This window comes from Pseudomonas sp. UW4 (assembly GCF_000316175.1).
GTDB lineage: Bacteria > Pseudomonadota > Gammaproteobacteria > Pseudomonadales > Pseudomonadaceae > Aquipseudomonas > Aquipseudomonas laurylsulfatiphila.
Window position 1 is genome coordinate 4,370,919 of record NC_019670.1, and the last position, 22,506, is coordinate 4,393,424.

22 protein-coding genes and 1 pseudogene are annotated in these 22,506 nt (G+C 59.1%); 7 read left to right on the plus strand and 16 right to left on the minus strand.

Going from position 1 to position 22,506, the window contains the following annotated elements; all coding sequences use genetic code 11:
* Window positions 1–62 precede the first annotated feature (62 nt).
* Window positions 63–1,376: a sorbosone dehydrogenase family protein gene (locus PPUTUW4_RS19180; RefSeq protein ID WP_015096167.1), complete on the plus strand. Its 1,314-nt coding sequence runs from the start codon at window positions 63–65 to the stop codon at window positions 1,374–1,376.
* A gap of 106 nt (window positions 1,377–1,482) precedes the next feature.
* Here PPUTUW4_RS19180 and PPUTUW4_RS19185 read toward each other — a convergent pair whose 3' ends face one another.
* The 6 genes from PPUTUW4_RS19185 to PPUTUW4_RS19210 all read right to left on the minus strand — a co-directional run bounded on the left by PPUTUW4_RS19185 (window position 1,483) and on the right by PPUTUW4_RS19210 (window position 6,833).
* On the minus strand, window positions 1,483–2,145 hold the full coding sequence (locus PPUTUW4_RS19185) for a class I SAM-dependent methyltransferase (protein WP_015096168.1): 663 nt from the start codon (window positions 2,143–2,145) through the stop codon (window positions 1,483–1,485).
* 18 nt (window positions 2,146–2,163) lie between these two features.
* The gene (locus PPUTUW4_RS19190) at window positions 2,164–2,700 is read right to left on the minus strand and encodes a C40 family peptidase (protein WP_015096169.1); all 537 of its coding nucleotides are present in this window, start codon (window positions 2,698–2,700) and stop codon (window positions 2,164–2,166) included.
* A 166-nt stretch (window positions 2,701–2,866) separates the two neighbouring features.
* Window positions 2,867–3,508, minus strand: a complete 642-nt coding sequence (locus tag PPUTUW4_RS19195) for an NlpC/P60 family protein (RefSeq protein WP_015096170.1) — start codon at window positions 3,506–3,508, stop codon at window positions 2,867–2,869.
* A gap of 221 nt (window positions 3,509–3,729) precedes the next feature.
* Window positions 3,730–4,434, minus strand: a complete 705-nt coding sequence (hda, locus tag PPUTUW4_RS19200; RefSeq protein ID WP_007898944.1) for a DnaA regulatory inactivator Hda — start codon at window positions 4,432–4,434, stop codon at window positions 3,730–3,732.
* A 230-nt stretch (window positions 4,435–4,664) separates the two neighbouring features.
* The gene (locus tag PPUTUW4_RS19205) at window positions 4,665–5,738 is read right to left on the minus strand and encodes an AI-2E family transporter (protein WP_015096171.1); all 1,074 of its coding nucleotides are present in this window, start codon (window positions 5,736–5,738) and stop codon (window positions 4,665–4,667) included.
* Between the two features lie 36 nt (window positions 5,739–5,774).
* Window positions 5,775–6,833 carry a DUF2066 domain-containing protein gene (locus tag PPUTUW4_RS19210; protein WP_015096172.1) on the minus strand — a complete coding sequence of 353 codons (1,059 nt, stop codon included), beginning with the start codon at window positions 6,831–6,833 and terminating at the stop codon, window positions 5,775–5,777.
* Window positions 6,834–7,218: 385 nt separating this feature from the next.
* Here PPUTUW4_RS19210 and purM point away from each other — a divergent pair, with 385 nt between their 5' ends.
* The 5 genes from purM (at window position 7,219) to PPUTUW4_RS19235 (ending at window position 11,362) form a co-directional block, all read left to right on the plus strand.
* Complete coding sequence (purM, locus tag PPUTUW4_RS19215) at window positions 7,219–8,277, plus strand: phosphoribosylformylglycinamidine cyclo-ligase (RefSeq protein WP_015096173.1); 1,059 nt, start codon at window positions 7,219–7,221, stop codon at window positions 8,275–8,277.
* Window positions 8,277–8,927 (plus strand): phosphoribosylglycinamide formyltransferase, encoded by a 651-nt coding sequence (purN, locus tag PPUTUW4_RS19220; RefSeq protein WP_015096174.1) that lies wholly within the window; start codon window positions 8,277–8,279, stop codon window positions 8,925–8,927. The genes purM and purN overlap by 1 nt, the downstream gene beginning before the upstream one ends.
* 8 nt (window positions 8,928–8,935) lie before the next feature.
* The gene (locus PPUTUW4_RS19225) at window positions 8,936–9,649 is read left to right on the plus strand and encodes a DUF3108 domain-containing protein (protein WP_015096175.1); all 714 of its coding nucleotides are present in this window, start codon (window positions 8,936–8,938) and stop codon (window positions 9,647–9,649) included.
* A 373-nt stretch (window positions 9,650–10,022) separates the two neighbouring features.
* Complete coding sequence (locus tag PPUTUW4_RS19230; RefSeq protein WP_015096176.1) at window positions 10,023–10,439, plus strand: OsmC family protein; 417 nt, start codon at window positions 10,023–10,025, stop codon at window positions 10,437–10,439.
* Window positions 10,440–10,501: 62 nt separating this feature from the next.
* Window positions 10,502–11,362: a pirin family protein gene (locus PPUTUW4_RS19235; RefSeq protein WP_015096177.1), complete on the plus strand. Its 861-nt coding sequence runs from the start codon at window positions 10,502–10,504 to the stop codon at window positions 11,360–11,362.
* A 132-nt stretch (window positions 11,363–11,494) separates the two neighbouring features.
* Here the strand turns inward: PPUTUW4_RS19235 and PPUTUW4_RS19240 are convergent, their stop codons facing one another.
* The 4 genes and pseudogenes from PPUTUW4_RS19240 to PPUTUW4_RS19255 all read right to left on the minus strand — a co-directional run bounded on the left by PPUTUW4_RS19240 (window position 11,495) and on the right by PPUTUW4_RS19255 (window position 15,203).
* Window positions 11,495–12,223, minus strand: a complete 729-nt coding sequence (locus tag PPUTUW4_RS19240) for a dienelactone hydrolase family protein (protein ID WP_015096178.1) — start codon at window positions 12,221–12,223, stop codon at window positions 11,495–11,497.
* Between the two features lie 67 nt (window positions 12,224–12,290).
* Window positions 12,291–14,195: a molecular chaperone HtpG gene (gene htpG / locus PPUTUW4_RS19245; RefSeq protein ID WP_015096179.1), complete on the minus strand. Its 1,905-nt coding sequence runs from the start codon at window positions 14,193–14,195 to the stop codon at window positions 12,291–12,293.
* Window positions 14,196–14,276: 81 nt separating this feature from the next.
* Window positions 14,277–14,729, minus strand: a complete 453-nt coding sequence (locus tag PPUTUW4_RS19250; RefSeq protein ID WP_015096180.1) for a PaaI family thioesterase — start codon at window positions 14,727–14,729, stop codon at window positions 14,277–14,279.
* Window positions 14,726–15,203: pseudogene (locus PPUTUW4_RS19255) on the minus strand (PaaI family thioesterase). The gene PPUTUW4_RS19250 and the pseudogene PPUTUW4_RS19255 overlap by 4 nt, the downstream one beginning before the upstream one ends.
* Window positions 15,204–15,362: 159 nt before the next feature.
* Between PPUTUW4_RS19255 and PPUTUW4_RS19260 the strand changes: the two are divergent.
* Window positions 15,363–15,635 (plus strand): hypothetical protein, encoded by a 273-nt coding sequence (locus PPUTUW4_RS19260; RefSeq protein WP_015096182.1) that lies wholly within the window; start codon window positions 15,363–15,365, stop codon window positions 15,633–15,635.
* 67 nt (window positions 15,636–15,702) lie between these two features.
* Here the strand turns inward: PPUTUW4_RS19260 and PPUTUW4_RS19265 are convergent, their stop codons facing one another.
* The 6 genes from PPUTUW4_RS19265 to lpdA all read right to left on the minus strand — a co-directional run bounded on the left by PPUTUW4_RS19265 (window position 15,703) and on the right by lpdA (window position 22,467).
* Window positions 15,703–16,104 carry an MAPEG family protein gene (locus tag PPUTUW4_RS19265; RefSeq protein ID WP_015096183.1) on the minus strand — a complete coding sequence of 134 codons (402 nt, stop codon included), beginning with the start codon at window positions 16,102–16,104 and terminating at the stop codon, window positions 15,703–15,705.
* On the minus strand, window positions 16,104–16,841 hold the full coding sequence (locus PPUTUW4_RS19270; protein ID WP_015096184.1) for a DUF599 family protein: 738 nt from the start codon (window positions 16,839–16,841) through the stop codon (window positions 16,104–16,106). The genes PPUTUW4_RS19265 and PPUTUW4_RS19270 overlap by 1 nt, the downstream gene beginning before the upstream one ends.
* Window positions 16,842–17,086: 245 nt before the next feature.
* A complete protein-coding gene (gene brnQ, locus PPUTUW4_RS19275) occupies window positions 17,087–18,400 on the minus strand; it encodes a branched-chain amino acid transport system II carrier protein (protein ID WP_015096185.1) in 1,314 nt (437 codons plus the stop codon).
* A 401-nt stretch (window positions 18,401–18,801) separates the two neighbouring features.
* Window positions 18,802–19,683, minus strand: a complete 882-nt coding sequence (gene sucD, locus PPUTUW4_RS19280) for a succinate--CoA ligase subunit alpha (RefSeq protein WP_003223019.1) — start codon at window positions 19,681–19,683, stop codon at window positions 18,802–18,804.
* Complete coding sequence (gene sucC, locus PPUTUW4_RS19285) at window positions 19,683–20,849, minus strand: ADP-forming succinate--CoA ligase subunit beta (protein WP_003223015.1); 1,167 nt, start codon at window positions 20,847–20,849, stop codon at window positions 19,683–19,685. The genes sucD and sucC overlap by 1 nt, the downstream gene beginning before the upstream one ends.
* A 181-nt stretch (window positions 20,850–21,030) precedes the next feature.
* Window positions 21,031–22,467, minus strand: coding sequence for a dihydrolipoyl dehydrogenase (lpdA, locus tag PPUTUW4_RS19290; protein WP_015096186.1), 1,437 nt, complete (start codon window positions 22,465–22,467; stop codon window positions 21,031–21,033).
* Window positions 22,468–22,506 lie beyond the last annotated feature (39 nt).

Genomic DNA, 22,506 nt, shown 5'->3' on the forward strand with positions numbered 1-22,506 from the left:
TGAACCATTGGACGACAACGCGTCTCTATGATTAGAACAAGGCATTCATAGGGAACACCCGTATGCGCACGCCCCCGCTCGTTCTCGTTTTCGCGATCTGCGGAGGGCTCGCCGGTTGTAGTGAGACCGCCGGCCTGCAAGTCTCCGACGGCACCGGCCCTTCACCCCAACTGCCGCCCCCCAACAAAACCCTGATCCCGACTGTGAACATCGCCCCGGCCATCGGCTGGCCACAGGACGCGAAACCCGTCGCCGCCGCGGGCACTCAAGTGGCCGCTTTTGCCGAAAACCTCGATCACCCCCGCTGGCTTTATGTACTGCCCAACGGCGACGTACTGGTGGCGGAAACCAACGCGCCACCCAAACCCGAAGACGGCAAAGGCATTCGCGGCTGGGTCATGAAGCAAGTCATGGGACGCGCCGGGGCCAGGGTGCCCAGCGCGAACCGCATCACCTTGCTGCGCGACAAGGACCACGATGGCGTCGCGGAAACCCGCACGGTGTTTCTGCAAAACCTCAACTCGCCCTTCGGCATGACCCTGGTCGGCAAGGACCTGTATGTGGCCGACACTGATCGCCTGCTGCGCTTTCACTATGAAAGTGGCGATACGCAGATCAAGTCACCACCGGTCAAAGTGGTCGACCTGCCGGGTGGCCCGCTGAACCACCACTGGACCAAAAACGTCATCGCCAGCAAGGACGGCCGCAAGCTCTACGTCACCGTGGGCTCCAACAGCAACGTCGCGGAAAACGGCATGGACAAGGAAGAAGGTCGCGCAGCGATCTGGGAAGTGGATCGTGCCACCAGCCAGCAGCGGATCTTCGCCTCCGGCCTGCGCAACCCCAACGGCATGGCCTGGGAACCGCACAGTGGCGCGCTGTGGACTGCGGTCAACGAACGGGATGAAATTGGCAGCGACCTGGTCCCGGACTACATCACCTCGGTCAAGGACGGCGCATTCTATGGCTGGCCTTACAGCTATTACGGCCAGCATGTCGATAGCCGCGTCGAGCCGCAAAACCCCGGTCTGGTGGCCAAGGCCATCGCTCCGGACTATGCCGTCGGCCCGCACACGGCATCACTGGGCCTGACCTTCGCCGAAAACAGCAAGCTGCCGGCGCCGTTCACCCAAGGGGCCTTCATCGGCCAGCACGGCTCCTGGAACCGTAACCCCCACAGTGGCTACAAAGTGATTTTCGTGCCGTTCAGCGCAGGCAAACCTGCGGGACAACCGATTGAAGTGCTCAGCGGTTTTCTCAACGAAAAGGAAGAAGCCATGGGCCGCCCGGTGGGCGTGGTGATCGACCGGCAGGGCGATCTGCTGGTGGCCGATGATGTGGGGAACAAGGTGTGGCGGGTGTCGGCAGTCAAGTAAGCCACTTAACCTGTGGGAGCGAGCCTGCTCGCGAAAGCGGTGTATCAGTCACCAAACTTGTCGACTGACCGTGCGCATTCGCGAGCAGGCTCGCTCCCACAAGGGCTTAGCGTTTGCGACAGAGTGTGAGTCCATCCCCCAACGGCAACAACGACAAATCCACCCGCACATCATCCTTCAACGCCAGGTTGAGCGCCTGGATCGCCCGGGTGTCCGCACTCTCGGGGTTGGTCTCAAGCACGCGCCCGCTCCACAGGGTGTTGTCGAACAGCGCCAGCCCACCGACCCGCAGCAAACGCAGGGCATGTTCCAGATAACTCGGGTAGTTAGCCTTGTCGGCATCGATGAACACCAGGTCGAACTGCTCGCCCCCACCTTGCCACTCAAGCTCGGCGAGGGTTTCCAGTGCGGGTGCCAGGCGCAGGTCGATCCGTCCGGTGAGTCCCGCTTCCTGCCAGTAGCGCCGTGCGATGGCGTTGTAGTCGCCGGGGATATCACAGCAAATCAGCGAACCGTCAGCCGGCAATGCCGCCGCCATGCACAGCGCGCTGTATCCGGTGAAAGTACCGACTTCGAGCAAGCGCCTGGCGCCTGTCAGCTTTACCAGCAAGGCGAGAAACTGTCCCTGCTCCGGCGCCACCTGCCAGCGCGCCATCGGCAGCGCCTGGGTCTCATCGCGCAAGCGCTTGAGCAGTGGTGTTTCGCGCAGGGAAACATCAAGCAGGTATTGATACAGAGCGTCGTCGAGATTGAGCGTGCGAGCAGTCATGAGCAGCAGCTCCGGACGTTACGGGTTACGCGCCAGATGTTCAGGCTGCAGAACACGCTTGGCGCTCAGGTAAGCCTTTTGCCAATAGGCCTTGGACAGGCTGTCGAGCTTCACGGTGCCGCCAGTGGCCGGCGCGTGGACGAAACGCCCTTCTCCCACGTAGATCCCGGCATGACTGACCTGGGAACCACCATTGGTAGCGAAGAAAAGCAGGTCGCCAGTCTGCAGGCCTTCCTTGCCAACACTCGCCGCTTGCATGGAGATCATCTCGCGAGTCGTGCGCGGCAAGGCAATGCCGGTGACATCGCGGTACACGTACGCGATCAGGCCGCTGCAATCAAATCCGGAATCCGGCGTGTTGCCACCCCAGCGATAAGGCGTACCCACCAGGCCGAGCGCGCGAAACAGCACGTCTTCCGCTTCGGGCGAAAATGCTTGTGGGGAACCAAATACGATGGGCGCGCGAACCACCGGCGCAGGAGGCGGTGTGCGGCTGGCGCAGGCACTGAGCAGCGCTGCGAAGAACATGATTGCGAGGCGGGCCGACGTCGTCATAAGCAGAACATCCTGATCTGGCTGCGGCTTTTTTCTGCGGGGAGCGCAGAAAAGAAAACCGCCTGCGCTGGACGCAGGCGGTTTGCCATCATTTGTAGATCAAGATTTTAGCGGCTACACGACAAACTTCAAGTAAGACTTTAAGTTCGCCTTACAAAATGTCCGCTTATTTACGTGCTGTGACGATTGGCGACGTGTTAGGTGCCATCGCCAGGGCGCGCTTGGCCTCGATGAAGGTCTTGCTCCAGTAGCTGTCGCCCAGGCTATCGATGCGCACACCACCGCTGCGGCGGCTGCTGGAGTGGATGAACTGGTTGTCACCCAGGTAGATCCCGGCGTGACTGACGCGACCACGACGACCGTTGGTTGCGAAGAACAGCAGATCGCCCGGCTCAAGCTTGCTGCGCGAGACCAGCGGAGCGTCCACGTTGATCATTTCGCGGGTGGAGCGCGGCAGGTTCATGCCCGCTTCTTCGCGGAACAGGTAGCCGATGAAACCACTGCAATCGAAGCCGGCTTCAGAAGTGCCGCCGAAACGGTAACGGGTACCGATCAGGGACATGCCACGTTCGAGGATGCTGTCGGCCAGGACCGGAAGCTGGTAGGACTTGCCGCCAGCGAAGTCTGCGAGTTCTTTTTCGGTGGCCTTCTCTTCCTGGTAAAAAGCTTCCTGATAAAGAGCGGAAGACTGGGCAGTGGCCGGGTTTTGAACCTGCTGTTGCTGCTGGGCCACTGGAGTGTGGGCAGCGCAACCGAACAACAGGGTGACGAGTGCGAGAGGCACGAGGGGTGCGAAGCGATTTAGCATGGGCACGACCGTGGCTGAAGTTGTAAAGAAGTCGAGACTATGCCCGCTATCGACCTCATTTGCAAATTCAATCAATCTTTTTGTGACTTATTGGTTTCTCGTTTACATCTAAGCGCTTAAGCCCATTTTAAACATGCACGCGGCCTGCAACCTTGCAGGAAAGCGGATTTTCTGGCGCCTGAAATATGCCGAACTGGCTGTAAGCCCCGGTTTCAGCGGATCTACCAGCCGAGGGTTTCTTTCAAAAACGGGATTGTCAGCTTGCGCTGAGCCTGGAGGGAGGCCTGATCGAGGCGCTCAAGCAGCTCGAACAGTGCACTCATGCTGCGGGTGCCGCGAGTCAGGATGAAATGCCCGACCTCATCAGTCAGGTGCAGTCCGCGACGGGATGCGCGCAATTGCAGGGCACGCAATTTGTCCTCGTCGGACAGTGGGCGCATCTGGAAGATCAAGGCCAGGGTCAGGCGTGACTTGAGGTCCGCCAGCTTCACCGGCAACTCGCGCGGGGATGTCGACGCGGCAATCAGCAGGCGCCGGCCACTGTCGCGCAGGCGATTGAACAGATGGAACAGCGCCTCTTCCCAGTCTGCCTTGCCGGCAACCGCCTGCAGGTCATCGAGGCAAACCAGTTCGTACTGCTCAAGGTTATCGAGAATCTCGATACCGCGATCGAGCAGCTCGGCCAGCGGCAGATACACCGCAGGCTCTCCCAATTGCTCGAAGCGCAGGCACGCAGCCTGCAACAGGTGCGTACGCCCTACCCCATCCTTGCCCCAAAGGTAGATCAGGCTTTCGGTCCAGCCGGCGTCGGCTTCGCATAGCCGCTCGACATAGCCGAGTGCAGCGGCATTGGCGCCTGGGTAGTAGTTGATAAAGGTGGCGTCGTCACGCAGACGCACACCTAGGGGCAGCTGAATCGGTTTCATGCTGACTGAACAGTTCCAAAGGAACCGTTAGTGGCCTCTGTGTAAAGTTTGCGAAGTTTATACCCGTGAAGCGGGCCGCACAATGCGATAGACCACAAGCAAAATCAAAGGTTTGCGTTAACGCACCGGTTTTATGACAGTTTCTTTGGCGGTGCATGTAACACTCGCGCTGTGTAATCAGGCTGACCCGGCACGAACCCGGGCAGCCCGCCATCGCCCATCGACACCCTTTACCCCTGCGGTTCGTCGACCCCCCCGTAGATATCGGAATCCTTATACAAATCTTGCACATGGCGCACCAGCACCATGATCACCGCGGCGACCGGCAATGCCAGCAGCACACCGGTAAAGCCAAACAGCTCACCCCCGGCCAGAATCGAGAAAATCACCGCCACCGGGTGCAGACCAATCCGGTCACCGACCAGCAACGGTGTCAGCACCATACCCTCCAGCGCCTGGCCGACCATGAACACCGCGACAATGCCGAGCATCGGGTATGGATCGCCACCGAACTGGAATAGCCCTGCAATCAGCGCCGCACCGATGCCGATGATAAACCCCATGTACGGCACGATCGCTGCCAGACCGGCAATCACGCCAATCAGCAAGCCCAGCTCCAGCCCGACCAGCATCAGGCCTGCTGCATAGATCACCCCCAGGGCCACCATGACCAGCAACTGGCCACGAATGAACGCTCCGAGCACTTCATGGCATTCACCCGCCAGCGACATCGCGCGCGCTTCACGATCCCGGGGCAGCAGGCTGCGGACCTTGGCCATCATCAGGTCCCAATCGCGCAACAGATAGAAGCTCACCACCGGGATCAACACCAGATTCGCCAACCAGCCAATCAACGCCAGCCCGGAGGCAGTGGCATGACTCAGTACCACGCCGACAACATCGGAGGTCTGACTCATATGCTCGCCGATGGCTGCCTTGAGCCGGTCGAACTTCCAGAAGCCCTCCGACAGGCCGAACTTCGATTGCGCCCAGGGCAACGCCGTGTGCTGCAGCCAGTCAAGCATTTGCGGGGCCAGTTCATACAAACGAAACAGCTGCCGGGCGAGCAACGGCACCAGGACCAACAGCAGCGCGGTGAGGATCAATGTAAACAGGGCAAACACCGCCACTACACCCCAGGTTCGAGACAGCCCCGCCTTCTCCAGTCGATCCACCAGCGGGTCGAACAGATAGGCCAACAGCAGGGCCACCAGGAACGGCGTCAGGATCGGATGCAACAACCAGACAAAAACACAAAGCAGGACCACCCCGCCGAGCCAGAACCAACGCCGCGTATCGGCCATGAACCACTCCATTGCTTCTATATAAAGAGAGAAAAACTACCAGCGAAACCGCAGTTGCGGTGTCGGGGCTGGCGCAGGCGCCGGGGTAGGCACCGCACCACCGACGGCAGGCTGAACCGGCACTGCCGGAGTCGGTGCCTGAGCCGCCGGCGCTTCCTGCAACCTTGCCAGCGACAGTTGAGCACGCAACTGCTCGGCGCTGCCATTGACCCGGTAGACGATCCGGTCGCCGTCAACGCTTTGCACGCGCCCGCCAAATGGCTCCAGCAAGCGCCCAAGGGACGCGTAGTGTTCAAGATTCATGCCTTGCACTTCCAGCAATTGCGCACTTGAAGCACCGGGCTTGGCGACAAACCGCGGCGCCAGGCGCTCATTGACCGCCAGCATCACCGCATCGGCCACGGCGGCCTGATCGGCGCCCTGCACGCTGCCTGCCTCTTTTTTATCTCCCAGCCACAATTGCCACTTGGCTTGCCACTGCCCGCCCTCCTCTTTGGCGTGTACCGCGAGCAGGGCGTCGGCGTTGTAGCGTTCCGATGCCGCAAGCAAAGGGCCGGAATCTGCGCCTTCCAGATTCGGTGCGGTCGCGACGATCTGTTCGTTCAGGTCCGCCAATGGCAAGCGCAATGGCAAGCCCCGGTGCTGGGCAGCCCGACGCAGCGGAGCCGCGCTGGCCTGGCCGTCGCCCACCAGGCTTGAACCCTCGGTGGAATCGTTGAGCCACCAGCCGAGGATCGACGGCCGATTGGCCCCCCACATGGCCAGGCCGGCGCGGCGCAAGGCCTGCTCGGTGGTACCCGGGTCGAAATCGACTTTCAGGACTTCCGGCGGACCGGCTTCAAAGCCGTATTGGCTGATGATCTGTTGCGGCTCTTTACGAATGGCCGCCAGCCCCGGATTTTGAGCGGCCTTGGGATCGCCGGTCAGGCGCAACACCAAAGTGTCCAATGCACGTTGAGTCGCCTGCTCACGCTCCTCGGGCGACTGGCCATTCACCGGCTCGCGCACCTGATAAAGGCCTTTGACGGTTTCGGCTTGACTGACCAGGCTGACCACTGACAAACAACTCACAAGCAAGAATTTACAAAAACGCATGGAAGATTCCTGACGACAAGAGCGGCTGGAACAGACCGCATGAAGACGATCGAGCAAGGCTGTGACCATTGCCCGATGCAAAACATTCACACGTTCCGGGTAAGTTTTCGCACTGTCATAACGATAGACGGTTAATCGCGACACCTTATACAGCCAGGCAGGATGCCACCGACACCGCGCATCAACGGTTTTTTTTAACGGATATGGCCCTGCTGTCGGCCTGAGGATGGCCGCTGCGGCTCAAGCCTGATAAAATCGCGCGCCTTCGCAGACCGGCAACAGCCGGGCAGTGTCCGAATAGCGCGCATGGTTCTCGCCTACGCAGCTTCGGCGCTCCCGACGGACTCGGTCGTTACCCAGAAATCCCCCCCTAAAGGCCTGGATCATGAGCAAGCAACCCTCCCTGAGCTACAAGGACGCCGGTGTAGACATCGACGCCGGTGAAGCATTGGTCGAACGCATCAAGAGCGTCGCCAAGCGCACTGCGCGCCCGGAAGTCATGGGCGGCCTGGGCGGTTTCGGCGCCCTCTGCGAAATCCCGGCCGGCTACAAACAGCCTGTGCTGGTTTCCGGTACAGACGGCGTCGGCACCAAGCTGCGCCTGGCACTGAACCTGAACAAGCACGACAGCATCGGCATCGACCTGGTTGCCATGTGCGTCAACGACCTGGTGGTGTGCGGCGCAGAACCACTGTTCTTCCTCGACTACTATGCCACCGGCAAACTGAACGTCGACACCGCTGCCCAGGTTGTTACCGGCATCGGCGCTGGCTGCGAACTGTCGGGCTGCTCGCTGGTTGGCGGTGAAACCGCTGAAATGCCGGGCATGTACGAAGGCGAAGACTACGACCTGGCCGGCTTCTGCGTCGGCGTCGTGGAAAAATCCGAAATCATCGACGGCTCCAAGGTTGCTGCCGGCGACGCCCTGCTCGCCCTGCCGTCTTCCGGCCCGCACTCCAATGGCTACTCGCTGATCCGCAAGATCATCGAAGTGTCCGGCGCCGACATCGAAAACACCCAGCTCGACGGCAAGCCGCTGACCGACCTGCTGATGGCCCCGACCCGCATCTACGTGAAGCCGCTGCTCAAGCTGATCAAGGAAACCGGCGCGGTCAAAGCCATGGCCCACATCACCGGTGGTGGCCTGCTGGACAACATCCCGCGCGTTCTGCCAAAAGGCGCTCAAGCCGTGGTTGACGTGGCGAGCTGGACCCGTCCGGCCGTGTTCGACTGGCTGCAAGAGAAAGGCAACGTCGAAGAGAACGAAATGCACCGCGTGCTGAACTGCGGCGTCGGCATGGTTATCTGCGTCGCTCAAGAGCACGTTGAAACCGCGCTGAACGTTCTGCGTGAAGCGGGCGAACAGCCTTGGGTCATCGGCCAGATCTCCACCGCTACCGAAGGCGCGGCTCAGGTAGAACTGAAAAACCTCAAGGCTCACTGATGCCTAAGACCTGTGATGTCGTGGTGCTGTTGTCCGGCACCGGCAGTAACTTGCAGGCCCTGATCGACAGCACGCGGACCGGCGACAGCCCGGTCCGCATCGCTGCGGTGATTTCCAACCGCGCCGACGCCTACGGCCTGCAACGCGCCAGGGACGCGGGTATCGACACCCGCACCCTGGATCACAAGGCTTTCGAAGGTCGCGAGGCCTTCGATGCCGCGCTGATCGAACTGATCGACGCCTTCAATCCCAAACTCGTGGTACTGGCCGGATTCATGCGCATTCTCAGCGCGGGTTTCGTACGCCACTATCAGGGTCGCCTGCTCAATATCCATCCCTCGCTGCTACCCAAATACAAAGGGTTACACACTCATCAGCGCGCGCTGGAGGCTGGCGACGCCGAGCACGGCTGCTCCGTGCACTTCGTCACCGAGGAACTCGATGGCGGACCACTGGTCGTACAAGCTGTAATACCGGTAGAGTTACAGGATTCGCCGCAGAGTCTGGCGCAGCGGGTCCATGTTCAGGAACACCTGGTCTACCCGATGGCCGTACGCTGGTTTGCCGAAGGTCGTCTGGCCCTCGGCGAGCAAGGTGCTTTACTGGATGGACAGCTACTCGCGGCCAGCGGCCACTTGATTCGAAACTAGGAGATTTTATGCGTCGCGCCCTGCTCTTCGCTTGCGCTCTGCTCGCTATGCCCTTCGCTCAGGCGGCAGAACTTCAACCTTTCTCCGCCAGCTACACCGCCGACTGGAAACAGCTCCCCATGAGCGGCACTGCCGAGCGCAGCCTCGAAAAAACCAGCGACGGCAAATGGAAACTGAGTTTCAAGGCATCGATGATGATTGCCAGCCTGTCCGAGGAAAGCACCCTGACCCTGGACAAGGACACGCTTCTTCCGGAGTCGTACCACTTTGAACGTGGCGGCCTGGGCAAAGCCAAGAAATCGGACCTGGATTTCGACTGGAACACCAAGATGATCACCGGCACCGACCGCGGTGACGCCGTCAAGCTCCCCCTCAACCGCGGCATGCTCGACAAGTCCACCTACCAGTTGGCTTTGCAACATGATGTCGCTGCCGGCAAAAAGACCATGAGCTATCAAGTGGTCGATGGCGGTGAAGTCGACACCTATGACTTCCGCGTGCTGGGCCCGGAAAAAGTCGACACCAAGGCCGGTCAGATCGATGCAATCAAGGTTGAGCGCGTGCGCGACCCGACGCAGAGCAAACGCATCACCGTGATGTGGTTCGCCAAGGACTGGGATCACCTGCTGGTCCGCCTGCAACAGGTCGAAACCGACGGAAAGGAGTACAACATCATGCTCCTGGACGGCAAGGTCAACGGCAAGACTGTCAAAGGCAGCTGATCCGGATCGACACGAAAAGCCCCGCCATCGCGGGGCTTTTTTTTGCATCAAAAGATCGCAGCCTTCGGCAGCTCCTACATGGCTCGCATAACCCTGTAGGAGCTGCCGAAGGCTGCGATCTTTTGACTCCTCGGCCAGCGACTCGATCGACAGCACCGTCTGGTGCACTTGTTCTCGTCCGTGCCGGGCAATGCGGTCGGACTCGCGCGAAGCTTGCGACGTTGCTGCATGCAAAACACCATCACTGCTACGGTAACGATTCAGCGAAAAGCCCCACCTGTACAAGAAAACCGGAACGCACATCCGGCACCATGCTCTATACCTTCAAGGTCTTTTTGATCGAATAAATATCCTGTTGCTTGCGAGGTTTCCCATGACTGTCACCGTCAACACCGTTTCTGCCGAAGGCTTTCGCCACAGCGTACAAATCGATGACCATGAACTCTTCGCCGACGCGCCCGTCACGGCGGGCGGTGAAGGCAGCGCGCCGGAACCGCACGATTATTTCGATGCTGCGCTCGGCGCCTGCAAAGCCCTGACCCTCAAGCTCTATGCGAAGAAGAAAGACATCCCGTTGACCGGTGTCGGCGTCGAGGTCAAGCGCGACAACAGCCTGGAACAGAAAGGCCAATACACGCTGCACGTCAAACTGACCCTCAAGGGCGCACTCAGCGACGCCCAGCGCGACGAGCTGCACCGCGTGGCCGATCGCTGCCCGATCCACAAGCTGATGACCACGTCTGAAGTCAGCATCGAAACGCATTTGTCCGAAGGCGCCTTCAGCCAATAGCGGCAAGGGCTGCGCAAGCGGGTTATGCTCGAACGCATCACCCGCCCAGCCTGGAACGCACCATGAACACTCCGCTCGTGATCCGCCCCCGCACCGAAGACGTCGAAGGTCAGCCGATCCTGCGTCCACTGCCATCCGCCAAGTGCCGCAGCGTCGGGCCATTCGTGTTTTTCGATCACATGCTGGAAACCCGTTATCCGCCGGGTAAAGGCATGAATATCCGCCAGCACCCGCACATCGGCCTGTCCACCCTGACCTATTTGTTCCAGGGGCAAATCCAGCACAAGGACAGCCTGGGTTCCGATCAGGTTGTTGATACCGGCGATGTCAGCTGGATGACGGCCGGCAGCGCCATTGCCCACGTCGAACGCACGCCCGAGGCTCTCAAGGAGAGCGGCTTCACGATGCACGGTTTGCAGATCTGGCTGGCATCGCCCAAGGACAAAGAACAGGGTCCGGGGCATTACAGCCACCATCCGGCGTCCACCTTGCCAGTCAGCGAAAACCTGGGGGTGAAGATCCGCATGATTGCCGGGTCGGGCTTTTGCCTGGAATCACCAGTTCCGGTGCTTTCTCCTACGCTGTACGCGGAATTGCATCTGCAAACGGCGACGACATTGCTGATTCCCACCGAGCATGAAGAACGTGCGCTGTATGTGTTGAGCGGCGAGATGCAACTGGATGGCGAGCTGATAGAACCGCATTCGCTGGTAGTACTGCCTGCCGGAGAAGAGTTGACCCTGTTTGCTGAAAGCGACAGTCACGCCGTGTTGTTTGGCGGCGCACCGCTGGACGGGCCACGGCGGATCAACTGGAATTTTGTCGCGAGCGATCCGGCGGCGATTGATGAAGCGCGCCGGCGCTGGGCGGCCGGGGACTGGCCGACGGTGCCGGGGGAAAGTGAGAGGATCGAATTGCCTTAGTTTTTCTATTGTTAGTCAGGCTGCCTTCGCGGGCAAGCCCGCTCCCACACTGGAACGCGGTCAACTGTGGGAGCGAGCCTGCTCGCGAAGAGGCCTAATCAGACACCGACTCTGTCAGTACCTGATACTGAATTAAACCTTGAACACTTCATCCAGCAAGTTATGCATCGACGTGAACGCCCGAGCGGCGATCTTCGCGTCATACATCATCATCCCCGGCACATTCGCATGCGGGTCGGTGAACGAGTGAAACGCACCGCCGTAGCTCAGCAACTGCCAGTCCACACCGGCCGCGTTCATTTCATCTTCGAACGCCGGCAACTGCTCCTTCGGCACCAGTGGATCGGAGGCACCGTGCAGGACCAGGACCTTACCCTTGATGTTTTTCGCGTCGGCCGGATTCGGTGTGTCCAGCGTGCCGTGGAAGGATACCGCAGCCTTCACCGGCGCACCGGTACGGGCAAACTCCAGGGCACAGCAACCGCCGAAACAGAAACCGTAGGTCGCCAGCTTCGACGTATCGACTGCCGCCTCGCCCTGGCTCTGCAACTGCTCGAACGCCACCTGCATGCGCTTGCGCAGTAACCCACGGTCATTCTTCAACGGCATCATTGCCGCCCCGGCCTCGTCATTGTTCGACGGACGAAGTGATTGCCCGTAAAGGTCGGCGATCAGCACCACGTAGCCCTTGGCCGCCACGGACCTGGCGATCTCCTCGGCACCGGCGCTGACGCCCATCCAGTTCGGTGCCATCAACAAGCCCGGACGCGGGCCTTTATGGTCGGCATCGAAGGCCAGACGGCTTTCGTAGGCCTGGCCATCAATCTGATAGGCAACGGAACGTACAGTGATTTGGCTCATTTCTGACTCCTGATTGTTGAACACCAGAATGAAAAAACCCGCCGAAGCGGGTTTTTCTACAACACAGTTAAGCTGATAGCTCGACCAACAGTTTGTTCAGACGGCGCACATAGGCCGCCGGATCTTTCAAGCTGTCGCCGGCTGCCAGGGCCGCCTGATCGAAGAGGATGTGCGACAGATCGCCGAAGCGCTCATCGCTCTGCTCGTTGTCGAGCTTCTCGATCAGCGGGTGAGCCGGGTTGAACTCGAAGATCGGCTTCGAATCCGGAACCTTCTGCCCGCTGGCTTCGAGGATCTGGCGCATCTGCAGGCCCAGGTCCTGCTCGCCGATGGCCAGGATCGCCGGCGAATCGGTCAGGCGATGGGACACCCGAACTTGCGCAACGGATTCGCCCAGTGCAGTTTTCAGACGCTCAACCAGACCTTCTTTGGACTTCGCGACTTCTTCCGCGGCCTTCTTGTCTTCTTCCGAGTCCAGGTTGCCAAGGTCCAGGTCACCGCGCGCCACGTCGACGAAGCTCTTGCCGTCGAAGTCGCTGAGGTAGCTCATCAGCCACTCGTCGATGCGGTCGGTCAACAGCAGCACTTCGATGCCTTTCTTGCGGAAGACTTCCAGGTGCGGGCTGTTCTTGACCTGCGCGTAGGTTTCGCCGGTCAGGTAGTAGATCTTGTCCTGACCTTCCTTGGTGCGCGCCAGGTACTCGGCCAGGCCGACAACCTGCTCGCCATCGTCGCCTTGGGTCGATGCGAAACGCAGCAGACCGGCGATTTTTTCCTTGTTGGCGAAATCTTCTGCCGGGCCTTCCTTCATGACCTGACCGAAGTTTTTCCAGAAGCCCTTGTATTGCTCAGGCTCGTTTTTCGCCAGTTTTTCCAGCATATCCAGCACGCGCTTGGTCAGCGCCGACTTCATGGAGTCGATGATCGGGTCTTTCTGCAGGATTTCCCGCGACACGTTCAGCGACAGGTCGTTGGAGTCGACCACACCCTTGATGAAGCGCAGGTACAGCGGCAGGAAGGACTCGGCCTGATCCATGACGAACACGCGCTGCACGTACAGCTTCAGGCCTTTTGGCGCTTCACGCTGGTACAGGTCGAACGGAGCACGGGTCGGCACGTATAACAGCGAGCTGTATTCCAGCTTGCCTTCGACCTTGTTGTGGCTCCAGCTCAGCGGGTTTTCGAAATCGTGAGCGATGTGCTTGTAGAACTCCTGGTATTCCTCGTCCTTGATCTCGGTACGCGGACGGGTCCACAGAGCGCTGGCGCGGTTGACGGTTTCCCATTCAACGGCAGGCTTCTCTTCGCCTTCGGCGGCTGCCACTTCTTTGGGCAACTCGATCGGCAAGGCGATGTGGTCGGAGTATTTCTTGATGATGTTGCGCAGGCGCCAGCCATCGGCGAACTCGTCTTCACCGGATTTCAGGTGCAGGACGATGCGAGTGCCGCGCTCAGCCTTGTCGATTGTCGCGACTTCGAAGTCACCTTCGCCCTTGGACGACCAGTGCACGCCTTCGCTGGCAGCGCTGCCGGCACGACGGCTGTACACATCGACCTTGTCGGCGACGATGAAGGCGGAGTAGAAACCGACACCGAACTGGCCGATCAGGTGCGAGTCTTTCTTCTGGTCGCCGGTCAGGTGCTTCATGAAATCGGCGGTGCCGGACTTGGCGATGGTACCCAGGTGGGTGATCGCATCTTCGCGGCTCATGCCGATACCGTTGTCTTCGAGAGTGACGGTTTTAGCGTCCTTGTCGAAGCTCACGCGGATTTTCAGTTCGGCGCCGCCTTCCAGCAGCTCTGGCTTGGCCAGGGCTTCGAAACGTAATTTGTCGACAGCGTCAGAGGCGTTCGAGATCAATTCGCGAAGGAAAATTTCCTTGTTGGAATACAGCGAATGGATCATGAGATGCAGCAGCTGCTTCACCTCGGTCTGGAAGCCCAGGGTTTCCTTTTGAGTTTCCACACTCATGGTCATCAAACTCCAATCAGATGGCATAAGCCGCGACCTTGAGGGTCAGCGGCGGGTTGTCATCAGAGTTTGGGGCTGAGTTCAGGATTTCAAGGGCTCCTCGAGTTTGAAATGTGCACGGGCCGTGGCGATGGGTTCGGCCTCAGTGCTTTGCCAGGCGGTAATCGCCACGTTGGCAACCCGCCGCCCCTGGCGGCAAACCTGGCATCGGGCCCAGGTGTCGCGAAACTGCCCGGCTCGCAGGTAATCCAGGGAGAAGTCAATGATCTTCGGCACCCCGGGCGATCCGGTAAACACCAGCAGGTGCAGCGCCGCTGCCAATTCCATGAACCCGGCGATCACACCGCCATGAATCGCCGGCAGCAATGGGTTACCGATGTTGTCCTTGCTCGCCGGCAGCTTGAACAGCAGCTCATCGCCCACCCGTGAACATTCGACGCCGATCAGCCGGGCATAGGGAATCAAACCCAGCAGCGAGGCGTAATCACCCTGCTCATGGGCCTTTTGCAATTGATCCTTCAACGAGTCGCTCATTGCGCACCTCCGGCAACCGCGCCACCAAAGCCCTTGGTGCCTTTAATGTTCTTGCCCATGCGCATGAATGTGCCCATCACATGGGCAATGGGTTGCCCGGGATCATCCTGATAGGCGAAGCCACGGGCAAAAATTACGTCGGTGGTGACCCGGTAGCACTGGGCGAAGCCATAGACGTCCTTGTGCGGTTCAGCGGCGTGCATGTAGTCGATGCGCAGGTCGAGGGTCGGACAGACTTCGAACTCCGGGAGCACACAGAGCGTCGCCATGCCACAGGCCGTGTCCATCAGCGAGGTCAGTGCCCCGCCATGAATCACGCCGGTTTCGGGATTGCCAACGATCTGTGGGCTGTACGGCAGCACGATCGTCAGTCCTTCGTTGCTGGCGCTGTGAACGCTTAGTCCAAGTACCTGACAATGTCGCAGCGCCGACAAAAAGACGCTTCGCTCGCTCAAAAACGGGGTTCTCAGCCATTTGATAAACACTCTTGTTTACGTTCGTGCAATGCGGTGGCAGTCGGGGTAAAAGTTCCGCATTAGAACAAAACTTATATATCTGAAAGAATTAAGGAACTTAACCCTGATGTCTGAGCTCTTAATGCCAGTACATGCTTTTCATCAGGAGAAACACCCCATGCGTAAGACTTTAGCTATTGCCTTGATGTTGACCGCTTCCCTCGGTCTCGCTGCCTGCGATAAAAAATCCGAGGACAAAGCTCAAGAAGCTAACAAACATGCTGAGCAAGCTCAGCAAGACATGAGCAAAGCTCAGGATAAAGTGAACGACGCCGCGAAAGAAAACGCCGAAGCTGCCAAAGCTCAGGCTGAATCGAACGCGGAAGCGGCAAAAGAGGCTGCTCCGGCCACTCCAGCCGCTCCAGCCGCTCCGGAAGCGCCTAAGAACTAATCCGGTTTTTAGCGTGATAAAAGAAAACCCGCCAAGTGCGGGTTTTCTTTTGCCTTCAAAAAAATGCTTAGAGCAAAATCGTTCGAAAAGTCGGACTAATCATCAGCAACAGCGAGCAGATTAATCCCACCAGCCAGACCAGGCTGCGTTGCCAGGCAAGGTCCTTCCAGTAACACACCAGATAAATAACCCGAGTGATCACAAAGATGATCGCGAGCAAATCGATGAGCCAGCCTGCCGTCTGCGTTGTATGCGCCATCAGCACACCCACCGCAAACAATATGAAGGCTTCAAAACTATTCTGATGCGCCGCCAGCGCACGGGCACCAAAACCTGTGAGTTGGCCCTGCTGCTGGCGCGGCAGGTGATTGTTGTAACCGCCCTGCTCTTTCATGGCCTTGGTCACAGGCATACGCGCCACGTAAATCAGCACGGCACTGATAAACACACACCAGAACGGAACACTCATCAAGCAGCCTCTTTGATCACCTCGGGCGATGGCGCCTCTGTAGGGGTATAGACCATCACGTCGAGAACGTCGGAATGAAACTCGCGACGGTACAACACAAATACCACGCCGGCACTCATCAACATGAACAACCAGGGGCTGACAAACCAGGCCAGCATGGTCATGCCGAAGTAGTAGGAACGCAGCCCGAAGTTGAACTGGTTGGCGGCCATGGAGATGACGCGGGCCGCACGGGAAGCAAACGCCTTGCGCTCTTGCTCCGACACAAGACGCTCGCCGACCATTGGCGCCGACCCCACCAGTACCGCCGCAAAGTTGTACTGGCGCATGCACCAGCTGAACGTGAAGAACGCATAGACAAACACCAGCGCCAGGCACAGTAACTTGATTTCTGACATGCCCTGGGACGCCTGTTGCACCATCGGGATATCCGCCAGCAACGATACCGCCCTTTCCGAAGCCCCCAGCACCGTGAGAATACCGGCCAGGATAATCAACGTACTGGAGGCGAAGAACGAAGCGTTGCGCTCCAGGTTGCCGATCACGCTGGCATCGGCGATGCGGTTGTCGCGCAGCAGCATGCGGCGCATCCAGTCTTCACGATAGAGGTGCAGCACACTGGCCAGGCACGCGGTGTCACGGCCTTTCCAGGTGGCATAACGGGTGTACCCGCCCCAGCAGATGACAAACCAGATGGCGGCAAGGATGTGGATCAGGTTGGCTTGGATAAACGACATGCAGGTCCTTGTGATGTGCAAGAGGAGTACCGACCCCCTGCGGGAGCGAGCCTGCTCGCGAAAGCGGTAGATCAATCAACATTTGCGTTGAATGAAGCGACGCCTTCGCGAGCAGGCTCGCTCCCACAAAGGGTGTTGCAGTGCTTCGACGTTAGCTCAACGCAAAAGACACCGCATCACCCCATAAAAAATGCCCCGCATCGATTGATACGGGGCATTTCTGTTTTGTGACGGGCCGGTAAAGCTTAAGCCAGCGCTTCTTCGCGCTTGCCCAGCAGACGGTCGCAGACCACGGCAACCACCAGCGTCATCACCGAAGGCACCAGCCAGGCCAGGCCCTGCTCGCTCAGCGGCAGGTGGGCCATTTGCGTCGGCATCCAGTCCGCCAGGCCTGCACCCTTGAGGGCGTCGATCAGGCCGAAGAGGAACGACACCAGCATGACCGGGCCGAGGATACGACCCTGCTCATGCCAGAAGTCCTTGCAGAAGCTCAACGCCACCAGAACGATGCACGGTGGGTAGATCGCGGTGAGCACCGGGATCGAGAACGCAATCAGCTTGGTCAGGCCCAGGTTGGACACCAGCAGCGAGAACACCGCGAGGATGATCACCAGTGTCTTGTAGGACAGCGGCAGCACTCGGCTGAAGTACTCGGCGCAGGCACAGGTCAGGCCGACCGCGGTCACCAGGCACGCCAGGGAAATCAGCACGGCCAGGAAACCACTGCCCAGCGAACCGAAGGTGTGCTGCACGTAAGCGTGCAGTACCGCCGCGCCATTGGTAGCGCCAGCGGCCACTTCATGGCTGCCCGAACCGAGACGGAACAGGCTGACGTAAACCAGCGCCAGGCCGACGCCGGCGATCAGGCCGGCGATGATCGCATAACGGGTGATCAGTGCTGGCGACTCGACGCCGCGGGAGCGAATGGCGTTGACGATGACGATGCCGAACACCAGGGCACCCAGGGTATCCATGGTCAGGTAACCATTGATGAAACCTTGGGAAAACGGCGCCGCCACGTATTCAGGCGTAGCCTGGCCAATGTCTCCGGCCGGCAGGGCGAATGCTGCAATGCCCAGCACGGCCAGGGCAATGATCTTCAGCGGAGCCAGGAAGCGCCCTACGGTATCCAGCAAACGGCCTGGGTACAGCGAGATGAAGAACACCAGCAGGAAGTAAACCGAGCTGTACAGGAACAATGCCAGCGGGCTCTCGCCGGTCAGCGGTGCCAGGCCCACTTCGAAGGATACCGTCGCGGTACGTGGCGTCGCGAACAGCGGGCCAACAGCGAGGTAGCAGGCCGCTGCCAACAGGCCACCGGCGACTTTACCGATCGGGCTGCTCAAGGCATCCATTGCGCCGCCGACCTTCGCCAGCGCCACAACGGTGATCACCGGCAGACCAACGGCCGTGACCAGGAAACCCAGCGCCGCCATCCAGACATTAGGCCCGGACTGTAAACCGACGATAGGCGGGAAGATGATGTTGCCAGCCCCGACGAACAGGGCAAACGTCATAAAACCAAGTGCCAGGATGTCCTGGCCTTTCAACACTTTCATTAAGGAAATACCACACTACTGAATCGGAATTTAGAGAGGGATTTCCCTATGGGTGAGGGAAATGCTGTCAGTCCGTATAAGACCGACCCTTTTAGCGCGTTGGTGCCTTGTGGGCCGCAGACGCAAAAATGGCGCGTAGCCTAACGAATTTGGATCAGAAACGCACTGTTAGAGGGCGAACTATCCGATATACGACATCTTTGTGTCGCGTTTTTACATGTTAATGATTGTCGACTGTAAGTCCGTCTTCGCGAGCAGGCTCGCTCCCACAGGTGGACGCATTCCGATGTGGGAGCGAGCCTGCTCGCGAAGGCGTCAGTTCGATCAACACATATCCCGGAAACGACAAAGGCCACCCGAAGGTGGCCTTTGTTTGGTAAGGCGTCAGCCAAGCACGAGGCTTACTTGACAGCCCAACCAGTCAGCTCGGCCAGGGCCTTGCCGATGTCTGCCAGCGAACGCACGGTTTTAACGCCTGCGTCTTGCAGAGCAGCGAATTTTTCGTCTGCAGTGCCTTTGCCGCCAGAGATGATTGCGCCAGCATGGCCCATGCGCTTGCCCGGAGGAGCAGTCACACCAGCGATGTAGGAAACAACCGGCTTGGTCACGTGTGCCTTGATGTAGGCAGCCGCTTCTTCTTCAGCCGAACCGCCGATCTCACCGATCATCACGATCGCTTCGGTCTTCGGGTCTTCCTGGAACAGCTTCAGGATGTCGATGAAGTTCGAACCCGGGATCGGGTCACCACCGATGCCGACGCAAGTCGACTGACCGAAACCGGCGTCAGTAGTCTGCTTGACAGCTTCGTAGGTCAGGGTGCCGGAACGGGAAACGATACCGACCTTGCCTGGCAAGTGAATGTGACCTGGCATGATGCCGATCTTGCATTCGCCTGGAGTGATCACGCCTGGGCAGTTAGGGCCGATCAGGGTAACACCCAGCTCGTCGCACTTAACTTTAGCGTCCAGCATGTCCAGGGTAGGAATGCCTTCGGTAATGCAGACGATCAGCTTGATGCCGCCGAAAGCAGCTTCCAGGATCGAGTCCTTGCAGAAAGGAGCCGGAACGTAGATCACGCTGGCGGTAGCGCCAGTGGCAGCGACTGCGTCTTTAACGGTGTTGAACACTGGCAGACCCAGGTGCTCGGTGCCGCCTTTGCCTGGAGTTACACCACCAACCATCTTGGTGCCGTACTCGATGGCTTGCTGGGTGTGGAAACTACCTTGCGAACCGGTAATACCCTGGCAGATAACTTTGGTGTCTTTATTGATCAGGACGCTCATTATTTGCCCTCCGCAGCTTTAACGACTTGTTGAGCAGCGTCGGTCAGGCTGGTAGCAGCGATGATGTTCAAACCGCTTTCTGCCAGTACTTTAGCGCCCAGCTCAGCGTTGTTGCCTTCAAGGCGAACAACAACCGGGATTTTCACGCCGACTTCTTTCACCGCGCCGATGATGCCTTCGGCAATCATGTCGCAACGAACGATGCCGCCGAAGATGTTGACCAGTACTGCAGCGACGTTAGTGTCGGACAGGATGATCTTGAACGCTTCGGTAACGCGTTCCTTGGTAGCACCGCCGCCCACGTCGAGGAAGTTGGCTGGCTTGCCGCCATGCAGGTTGACGATGTCCATGGTACCCATGGCCAGGCCAGCACCGTTGACCATGCAACCGATGTTGCCTTCCAGTGCTACGTAGTTCAGTTCGAACTTGGCAGCGTGCGCTTCGCGCGGATCGTCTTGCGACGGATCGTGGAAAGTCTTCAGCTTAGGCTGACGGTACATGGCGTTGGCGTCGATGTTGATCTTGGCGTCCAGGCAGTGCAGATCGCCGTCAGCCTTGATCACCAGCGGGTTCACTTCCAGCAGGGCCAGATCGTGATCCTGGAACAGTTTGGCCAGACCTACGAAGATCTTGGCGAACTGGGCAACTTGCTTGCCTTCCAGACCCAGCTGGAAAGCCAGCTCACGACCCTGGAATGGCTGAGCGCCAACCAGTGGATCGATAGTGGCTTTCAGAATTTTTTCTGGAGTGTCGTGAGCGATTTTCTCGATGTCCACGCCACCTTCGGTGGAAGCCATGAACACGATGCGACGGCTCGAACGGTCAACGACAGCGCCCAGGTACAGCTCTTTAGCGATATCAGTGCACGATTCAACCAGGATCTTGGTGACTGGCTGACCATTGGCGTCAGTCTGGTAAGTCACCAGACGCTTGCCCAGCCACTGCTGTGCGAAGGCTTTGGCGTCTTCTTTGTTGCGAACCAGCTTGACGCCGCCCGCTTTACCGCGACCACCGGCGTGGACCTGGGCTTTGACAACCCACTCGCTGCCGCCGATTTTGTCGCAAGCTTCTGCTGCTGCTTCCGGGGTGTCTACCGCGTAACCGGTGGATACTGGCAGGCCGTACTCAGCGAACAGCTGCTTACCCTGATACTCGTGAAGATTCATGCTTATTACCGTCTTCGTTAGGTACTGCGCATTCGGTGCTGCACTTATTCAAGTGCCGCACCACCTGTGACTGCTGCTTGCATAGCTGAGCTATGCAAGACTGCGTCCAGCGGATATTCCGCGGTGAGTCTTGCATGCAAGGCTCACGACGGGCCAAACCGCCGTGGTTTCTTATTATCTCTTAACGCTTCTTGCGGTTGGCGATGTGGATGGCGCCGCCATTCACTGCCAAAGCAGCTTCGTGCAAGGCTTCAGACAGGGTCGGATGGGAGAAAACCATCATGCCCAGGTCTTCAGCGCTGGTGCCGAATTCCATACCGATCGCGCCCTGCTGAACCAGTTCGGCAGCGCTTGGGCCAATCACGTGGACGCCCAGTACGCGGTCTGTCTTGGCATCTGCGATGACCTTGACGAAACCACCGGTGTCGTTGGCAGCCATGGCACGGCCGGAGGCTGCGAACGGGAAGGTGCCGACGTTAACGTCAACGCCTTCGGCTTTCAAGGCCTGCTCGGTTTTACCAACCCACGCGATTTCCGGGTGAGTATAAATAACCGAAGGGATCAAATCATAGTTCATCTGGGCTTTGTGGCCCTTGATGCGCTCGACAACCATGATGCCTTCTTCGGACGCCTTGTGCGCCAGCATCATGCCGCGAACCACGTCGCCGATGGCGTAAACGCCCGGTACGGTGGTGGCGCAGTGATCGTCAACGTGCACGAAACCGCGCTCGTCCAGGGTCACGCCGCAGTCGGCAGCCAACAGATCAGTGGTCACCGGACGGCGACCAACGGCTACGATCAGCTTGTCGAAAGTGATGTTCTGTTCGCCGTTGGCATCGGTGTAGTTCACCACGACTTCATCGCCGTTCACTTTGGAACCGGTGACGCGAGCGCCCAGCTTGATGTCCAGACCTTGCTTGGTCAGGGTTTTCAGCGCTTCCTTGGAAACAGCGGTGTCGGCTGCCATCAGGAAGGTGTCCAGGGCTTCCAGGACAGTCACTTCTGCACCCAGACGCGACCAGACCGAACCCAGCTCCAGACCGATCACGCCAGCGCCGATAACGCCCAGACGTTTTGGAACGGATTGGAATTCCAGGGCGCCAGTCGAATCGACGATCACATTCTGGTCAACCGGAGCTGGCGGAATGTCGATCGGGCGCGAACCTGGTGCCAGGATGACGTTTTCGGCTTCGATGATTTCTACCGAGCCATCAGGCTTGGTGACTTCGACTTTCTTGCCGGCCAGCAGCTTGCCGTGACCCTGGATGGAGGTCACACCGTTGGCTTTGAACAGGGTCGCAACGCCGGAGGTCAGGCCTTTGACGATGTTGGCTTTACGGCCGACCATCGCTGGTACGTCCATGGTCACGCCAGCGTGATTGATACCGTGGATCGCGAAACCGTCCTGGGCTTCGTGGAATTTCCACGAGCTGTCCAGCAGGGCCTTGGATGGAATGCAGCCGACGTTCAGGCAAGTACCGCCCAGAGCCAGTTTGCCTTCCTTGTCGGTGTACTTCTCGATGCAGGCCGTCGAAAGACCAAGCTGGGCGGCCTTGATGGCAGCCACATAGCCGCCAGGGCCAGCGCCGATCACTACTACGTCAAATTTCTGCGACATTCAAAAAATCCTCTTTAGCGAAAAGCTTCAAGCCGCGAG

Excerpts from the sequence above, each read along its gene's own strand:
- PPUTUW4_RS19180 (WP_015096167.1), top strand. The coding sequence starts at position 63 with ATGCGCACGCCCCCGCTCGTTCTCGTTTTCGCGATCTGCGGAGGGCTC.
- PPUTUW4_RS19185 (WP_015096168.1), bottom strand. The coding sequence starts at position 2,145 with ATGACTGCTCGCACGCTCAATCTCGACGACGCTCTGTATCAATACCTG.
- PPUTUW4_RS19190 (WP_015096169.1), bottom strand. The coding sequence starts at position 2,700 with ATGACGACGTCGGCCCGCCTCGCAATCATGTTCTTCGCAGCGCTGCTC.
- PPUTUW4_RS19195 (WP_015096170.1), bottom strand. The coding sequence starts at position 3,508 with ATGCTAAATCGCTTCGCACCCCTCGTGCCTCTCGCACTCGTCACCCTG.
- hda (WP_007898944.1), bottom strand. The coding sequence starts at position 4,434 with ATGAAACCGATTCAGCTGCCCCTAGGTGTGCGTCTGCGTGACGACGCC.
- PPUTUW4_RS19205 (WP_015096171.1), bottom strand. The coding sequence starts at position 5,738 with ATGGCCGATACGCGGCGTTGGTTCTGGCTCGGCGGGGTGGTCCTGCTT.
- PPUTUW4_RS19210 (WP_015096172.1), bottom strand. The coding sequence starts at position 6,833 with ATGCGTTTTTGTAAATTCTTGCTTGTGAGTTGTTTGTCAGTGGTCAGC.
- purM (WP_015096173.1), top strand. The coding sequence starts at position 7,219 with ATGAGCAAGCAACCCTCCCTGAGCTACAAGGACGCCGGTGTAGACATC.
- purN (WP_015096174.1), top strand. The coding sequence starts at position 8,277 with ATGCCTAAGACCTGTGATGTCGTGGTGCTGTTGTCCGGCACCGGCAGT.
- PPUTUW4_RS19225 (WP_015096175.1), top strand. The coding sequence starts at position 8,936 with ATGCGTCGCGCCCTGCTCTTCGCTTGCGCTCTGCTCGCTATGCCCTTC.
- PPUTUW4_RS19230 (WP_015096176.1), top strand. The coding sequence starts at position 10,023 with ATGACTGTCACCGTCAACACCGTTTCTGCCGAAGGCTTTCGCCACAGC.
- PPUTUW4_RS19235 (WP_015096177.1), top strand. The coding sequence starts at position 10,502 with ATGAACACTCCGCTCGTGATCCGCCCCCGCACCGAAGACGTCGAAGGT.
- PPUTUW4_RS19240 (WP_015096178.1), bottom strand. The coding sequence starts at position 12,223 with ATGAGCCAAATCACTGTACGTTCCGTTGCCTATCAGATTGATGGCCAG.
- htpG (WP_015096179.1), bottom strand. The coding sequence starts at position 14,195 with ATGAGTGTGGAAACTCAAAAGGAAACCCTGGGCTTCCAGACCGAGGTG.
- PPUTUW4_RS19250 (WP_015096180.1), bottom strand. The coding sequence starts at position 14,729 with ATGAGCGACTCGTTGAAGGATCAATTGCAAAAGGCCCATGAGCAGGGT.
- PPUTUW4_RS19260 (WP_015096182.1), top strand. The coding sequence starts at position 15,363 with ATGCGTAAGACTTTAGCTATTGCCTTGATGTTGACCGCTTCCCTCGGT.
- PPUTUW4_RS19265 (WP_015096183.1), bottom strand. The coding sequence starts at position 16,104 with ATGAGTGTTCCGTTCTGGTGTGTGTTTATCAGTGCCGTGCTGATTTAC.
- PPUTUW4_RS19270 (WP_015096184.1), bottom strand. The coding sequence starts at position 16,841 with ATGTCGTTTATCCAAGCCAACCTGATCCACATCCTTGCCGCCATCTGG.
- brnQ (WP_015096185.1), bottom strand. The coding sequence starts at position 18,400 with ATGAAAGTGTTGAAAGGCCAGGACATCCTGGCACTTGGTTTTATGACG.
- sucD (WP_003223019.1), bottom strand. The coding sequence starts at position 19,683 with ATGAGCGTCCTGATCAATAAAGACACCAAAGTTATCTGCCAGGGTATT.
- sucC (WP_003223015.1), bottom strand. The coding sequence starts at position 20,849 with ATGAATCTTCACGAGTATCAGGGTAAGCAGCTGTTCGCTGAGTACGGC.
- lpdA (WP_015096186.1), bottom strand. The coding sequence starts at position 22,467 with ATGTCGCAGAAATTTGACGTAGTAGTGATCGGCGCTGGCCCTGGCGGC.